Below are 5,318 nucleotides of genomic sequence, written 5' to 3'. Positions count from 1 at the left end.
CGCGTCCCTCGCCGCGCGTGGTGACGCCGGGCTCGAACACCCGGTCGCGCCACTCGGGCGGCACGCCCGGCCCGTCGTCGAGGACCTCCACCTGCAGGCCGTCGGGGTCCTCGCCGATGGAGACGCGCACGTTCCCGCCGCGTCCGCCGAGCGCCTCGAAGGCGTTCTCGGTGAGGTTGCCGACGACCGTCACGAGCACGTCCGCCGCGCGGTCCCAGGCGGGCGAGAGGTTCGATCCGGCCTCCACGTGGAAGGCCACGCCGAGCTCCCCGGCGCGCTCGCGCTTGCCCATCAGGAGCGCCACGAGACGAGGCGCGTGCAGGTCACGCATGAGGGCGCGCAGCGTGGCGTCGGCCTCCACCTCGGCGTGCACGACGCGCAGCGCGTCCTCCGCGCGCCCGAGCTGGATGAGGCCGCTGATGGTGTGCAGCCGATTGAGGTACTCGTGCGACTGCGCGCGCAGCACCGCCACGAAACCGCGCACCTGCGTGAGCTCCTCCGCGAGGGCGAGCACCTCCGCGCGGTCACGCACGGACGCGACGTACCCGCCGCCCTGCAGGGGCTCCACGTTCACGAGCACGGGATGGTCCCCGAACCGCAGCTCCAGGTTGTGCCGCGCCGCGCTTCCGGCGACGGCGGCCAGTTCGGGCCACGCGTCCTCCACGCGCACGCCCGGAGTGCCCCGGCGCGAGGCGCAGCAGGTCCGCCGCGCGGGCGTTCGTGAGGGTCACGCGGCCGTCCGGTCCGACCGCGAGGACGCCCTCGCGCAGCGCCGCGAGCACCCCACGCTGCTGGTGCACGAGCGCCGCGATCTGATGGGGCTCCAGGTTCAGGATGGCGCGCTTGAGGAGGCGCGCCACCGCCACCGCCCCGAGGACGCCCACGAGGAGCGCCACCACGAACCAGGGCATGAGCTCGCGGACCGCCTGCCCGGCGAGGGCGTCCACGCGCGGCATGAGGTAGCCGGTGGACACGGCGCCCACCACCGTGCCGTCCGCCCCGAGGACGGGCACCTTGCCGCGCACGCTCCAGCCGAGCGAGCCGCGCGCGACGCTCACGATGTCGCGACCCGCGAGGGGCGCGGCGTTGTCGCCGCCCTCCATGGGCTTCCCGAGCCGATCGGGCTGCGGGTGCGCGAGCCGCACGCCGCGGCGGTCGCCCACCACGATGAAGTCCGCGCCGACCTTCTCCCTCAATCGGTTGACGAACGCGTTCAGGCGCGCGTCCTGGGTCCCGGCCCGCGCGCCACGCACCACCTCGGGCAGCAGCGCCACGAGCCGTGAGGTGGACAGCGCCCGCTCCCCGAGCTCCTGACGTACGGCCTTCTGCAGGGAACCCACCTGGATCACGGCGAGCACGAGGGTGAGGGAGCACAGGACCAGCAGGTGCAGCAGGATCAGCCGCGTCTCGATGCTGAGGCGGCGGCGCGCGGGCGGAGCGCGGTGCGGGCTGTGGGACCGTGCGGCGAACATGTGGACCATCCGGTGAGGCGGTGTGGAACGTGCGTGGCTGTTCGGTCAGTCTAGTGCACGTCCGTCGCGCCGCCTGCTTTCGTGCGTTTCGTGGCGCGTCCACAACGAACAAAACGCACGAAATTAAGCGATGGAGCGTCCTCTTGTACGTTCTGCCGCCCTGACCTAGACTCGCGGCACCACACAACTTCGTCCCGGCGAGCCGTGATCGGCTCGTCACCGCGCCCCGTGCGCAGGAGGAACCCATGAAGAAAGCGATTCTGCTCGCCGCCGTCGTCCTGACGGGCGCCCTCTCCGCCTCCGCCCAGACCCTGGGCAACCTGCGCATCATGGCGCCCGCCTCCCCCGGCGGCGGATGGGACCAGACGTCACGCGCCATCCAGCAGGTGCTGCAGGACAACAAGATCACCGGGGCCGTGCAGGTCTTCAACGTCCCCGGCGCGGGCGGCACCATCGGCCTCGCGCAGCTCCTCAACAGCAAGGGCGACGGCAACCTCCTCATGACCATGGGCCTCGTGATGGTCGGCGCGATCCAGACGAACAGGAGCAAGGCCACCCTGGACCGCGTCACGCCCATCGCTCGCCTCACGGGCGAGTACGAGGTGCTCGTCGTGCCCGCCGAGAGCAAGTACCGCACCATGGCGGACCTCGTCGCCGCGTGGAAGCAGAATCCGGGCCTGCCCATCGCGGGCGGCAGCGCGGGCGGCACGGACCACATCCTCGTCGGCCTGCTCGCCGACGCGGGCGGCATCGACCCCACGAAGATCAACTACGTTCCCTTCAGCGGCGGCGGCGAGACGCTCGCGGCGGTCCTCGGCAATCAGGTCGCGGCGGGCGTCGCCGGGTACGGCGAGTTCGAGGCGCAGATCAAGGCCGGGAAGCTCCGCGCGCTCGGCATCAGCAGCAAGAAGCGCGTGAAGGGGATCGACGCGCCCACCTTCGTCGAGGGCGGCCTCAACGTGGAGCTCGCCAACTGGCGCGGCATCGTCGCCCCTCCCGGCATCAGCGCGCAGGAGAAGCAGGCGCTCGTCGCGGCGCTCGACAGGATGCACGCCAGCAAGGAATGGAAAGACACCCTCGCGAAGCGCAACTGGGAGGACCTCTACCAGAGCGGCAGCAAATTCGACGTGTTCCTCAAGGTCGAGCAGAGCCGCATCAACAAGGTCCTGAAGAACATCGGCCTCGTGAAGTGACGCGGAGCGCCCCGTGACCTCTCCTTCCTCTCCGGATTCCCCGCGCCCGCGGGGAATCTCCCCCGCCGACCTCGCGCTCGCGCTCGCGGTCGTGGCGCTCGGGGTGTTCTTCCTCGTGGAGACCTTCTCCATCGACGTGAATCCCGGCTACGCCCGCGTGGGGCCGCGCTTCTTCCCGCTGCTCGTGTCGTTCGGTCTGCTCGGCGTGGGCGCGTGGCTCACGGTGGGCGCCCTGCGCGGCGAGCGCGCCGAGCCCGCCGCCGAGGAGGACGCCGATCCGGACGCCCCCATCAACTGGCGCTCGGTCGGCTGGATCTCGCTCGGGGTGCTCGCGCAGGTGCTGCTGCTCGACCGCGCCGGGTTCGTCGTGTCGTCCGCGCTGCTGTTCTGGCTGGGCGCGCGCGGCTTCCACTCCGACCGTCCGCTGCGCGACCTCGCGGTGGCGGTGGTGCTGTCCGTGGTGGTGTACGTCGCCTTCACGCGCGGCCTCGGCCTCACCCTGCCGCCCGGCGTGCTGCGCGGCGTCCTCTAGAGGCATGACATGGAAACCCTGACCGCCCTCCTCGGGGGCTTCGAGACGGCCCTCACTCCCCAGAACCTCCTCTTCGCCCTGATCGGCGCGGTGCTCGGCACGGCCGTGGGCGTGCTGCCCGGCATCGGCCCGGCCCTCACGGTGGCGCTGCTGCTGCCCGTCACGCTCAAGATGCCCCCGGTGAGCGCGTTCATCATGTTCGCCGGAATCTACTACGGCGCGATGTTCGGCGGCAGCACCACCAGCATCCTGCTCAAGACGCCCGGCGAGAGCGCCAGCATCGTCACCGCCATGGAGGGCAACCAGATGGCGCGGCGCGGGCGCGGCGCGGCGGCCCTCGCGACCGCCGCGATCGGCTCGTTCCTCGCGGGCACCATCGGGACGCTCGCGCTGACCTTCGCGGCGCCCGCGATGGTGACGTTCGCGCTCAAGTTCGGCCCGGCGGAGTACTTCGCGCTGACCGTCCTCGCGTTCACCGCCGTGAGCGCCCTGCTGGGGTCCAGCCCCCTGCGGGGCCTCGTGAGCCTCTTCTTCGGGCTGGGGCTCGGCCTCGTCGGGACGGACCTCCAGACGGGCCAGGCACGCTTCGACCTCGGACGGCCCGAACTGCTCGACGGCATCGACGTCGTGACGGTCGTCGTGGGTCTCTTCGCCGTCGGGGAGACGCTGTACGTCGCGTCGAAACTGCGCGGCGTGCAGGACGCCGTGATGACCTTCAGGGGACGCGTCGGCATGACCCGCGCCGACTGGGCGCGCTCGTGGAAGCCGTGGCTGCGCGGCACGCTCCTCGGCTTCCCCTTCGGCGCGCTGCCCGCCGGGGGCGCGGAGATGCCGACGTTCCTGTCGTACCTGCTGGAGAAACGCCTCTCGCGCCACAAGGACGAGTTCGGCAAGGGCGCCATCGAGGGCGTCGCGGGGCCCGAGGCGGCGAACAACGCCGCCGCCGCCGGGGTGCTGGTGCCGCTGCTGTCGCTGGGCCTGCCGACCAGCGCGACCGCCGCGATCCTGCTCGCCGCCTTCCAGCAGTACGGGCTGCAGCCGGGACCGCTGCTGTTCCAGTCGAACCCGGCGCTGGTGTGGGGCCTCATCGCGAGCCTGTACGTCGGGAACGTGATGCTGCTCGTGCTGAACCTGCCGCTCGCGAAGGTCTGGGTGCGCCTGCTGGAGATCCCGCGCCCGCTGCTGTACGGCGGCATCCTCGTGTTCGCGACGCTGGGCGTGTACAGCCTCAACAGCAGCGTCTTCGACCTCGTGCTGCTCTACCTGATCGGGCTGGCGGGCTTCGCGATGCGCCGCTTCGACATTCCCGTGGCGCCCGCCATCGTCGGCATGATCCTCGGACCCATCGCGGAGCAGCAGTTCCGCCGGGCCCTCGCGATCAGTCAGGGCGAGTACTCGGTGTTCCTCACGCGCCCGCTGAGCGCGGTGATCCTCGTGCTGGTGGCGCTCGTGCTGGTCGGGCCGCCCGTCGCGCGCTGGTGGGCGGCGCGTCGCGCGGCCCGCGCGGGCGAGCCCAGCAGGACCTGACCCCGACGTCGAGAGGCCGCGACCCCGACGTGGGGTCGCGGCCTCCTCACGTGACCGTCCCGGAACGTAACGGGTCGGTAATGGCGGCGGAAGACGCTGGGTTCAGGAGGACCGCATGAACATTCCCCGTCCCACCATTCCCGAACCGCGCGTCACCGCCCGTCTCCTCGCCGATCCGCACCTCGCGCCCCTGTGGGCCCTGCTGCGCGTGTACGTCGGCTACGAGTGGCTCACGGCAGGCTGGGGCAAGATCACGAACCCCGCCGGGGTGTGGGTCGGGGAGAAGGCGGGCGCGGCCGTCACGGGCTTCTTCCACGGGGCGCTCACCAAGACCGGTGGGGAGCACCCGGACGTGCAGGGCTGGTACGCGTGGTTCCTGCAGCACGTCGCGATGCCCAACGCCGCGCTGTTCTCGTACCTCGTGGCGTACGGGGAGCTGTTCGTCGGCGGCGCGCTGATCCTGGGCCTCTTCACGGGGGTCGCGGCGTTCTTCGGCGGGTTCCTCAACGCGAACTTCCTGCTGGCGGGCGCGGTCAGCACGAACCCGGTGCTGTTCATCCTCGCGACGTGGCTGGTGCTGGGCTGGCGGGTCGC

The 5,318-nt window shown here is 71.7% G+C and carries 6 protein-coding genes; 4 read left to right on the top strand and 2 right to left on the bottom strand.

Features of this window, described 5'->3' with window-relative positions; all coding sequences use genetic code 11:
- Both DEIPI_RS41245 and DEIPI_RS41240 read right to left on the bottom strand, forming a co-directional pair.
- Positions 1 to 574 (bottom strand): sensor histidine kinase (locus DEIPI_RS41245; RefSeq protein ID WP_245588522.1); only part of this gene is annotated, 574 nt, incomplete at its 3' end.
- Positions 525 to 1,472, bottom strand: coding sequence for a sensor histidine kinase (locus tag DEIPI_RS41240; protein ID WP_052351642.1), 948 nt, complete (start codon positions 1,470 to 1,472; stop codon positions 525 to 527). The genes DEIPI_RS41240 and DEIPI_RS41245, both read right to left, overlap by 50 nt.
- A 245-nt stretch (positions 1,473 to 1,717) precedes the next feature.
- Here DEIPI_RS41240 and DEIPI_RS0106725 point away from each other — a divergent pair, with 245 nt between their 5' ends.
- The 4 genes from DEIPI_RS0106725 to DEIPI_RS0106710 form a co-directional block, all read left to right on the top strand.
- Positions 1,718 to 2,665, top strand: coding sequence for a Bug family tripartite tricarboxylate transporter substrate binding protein (locus tag DEIPI_RS0106725; protein ID WP_027481275.1), 948 nt, complete (start codon positions 1,718 to 1,720; stop codon positions 2,663 to 2,665).
- Positions 2,666 to 2,678: 13 nt separating this feature from the next.
- Positions 2,679 to 3,197: a tripartite tricarboxylate transporter TctB family protein gene (locus DEIPI_RS0106720; RefSeq protein ID WP_052351641.1), complete on the top strand. Its 519-nt coding sequence runs from the start codon at positions 2,679 to 2,681 to the stop codon at positions 3,195 to 3,197.
- Positions 3,198 to 3,206: 9 nt separating this feature from the next.
- Positions 3,207 to 4,724, top strand: coding sequence for a tripartite tricarboxylate transporter permease (locus DEIPI_RS0106715; protein WP_027481273.1), 1,518 nt, complete (start codon positions 3,207 to 3,209; stop codon positions 4,722 to 4,724).
- A 115-nt stretch (positions 4,725 to 4,839) separates the two neighbouring features.
- Positions 4,840 to 5,318 (top strand): DoxX family membrane protein (locus tag DEIPI_RS0106710; RefSeq protein WP_027481272.1); only part of this gene is annotated, 479 nt, incomplete at its 3' end.

The organism is Deinococcus pimensis DSM 21231 (assembly GCF_000519345.1).
Classification (GTDB): domain Bacteria; phylum Deinococcota; class Deinococci; order Deinococcales; family Deinococcaceae; genus Deinococcus_A; species Deinococcus_A pimensis.
Note: the sequence above shows the minus strand (reverse complement) of the source record. Positions and strands in the feature narration are given on the sequence as shown.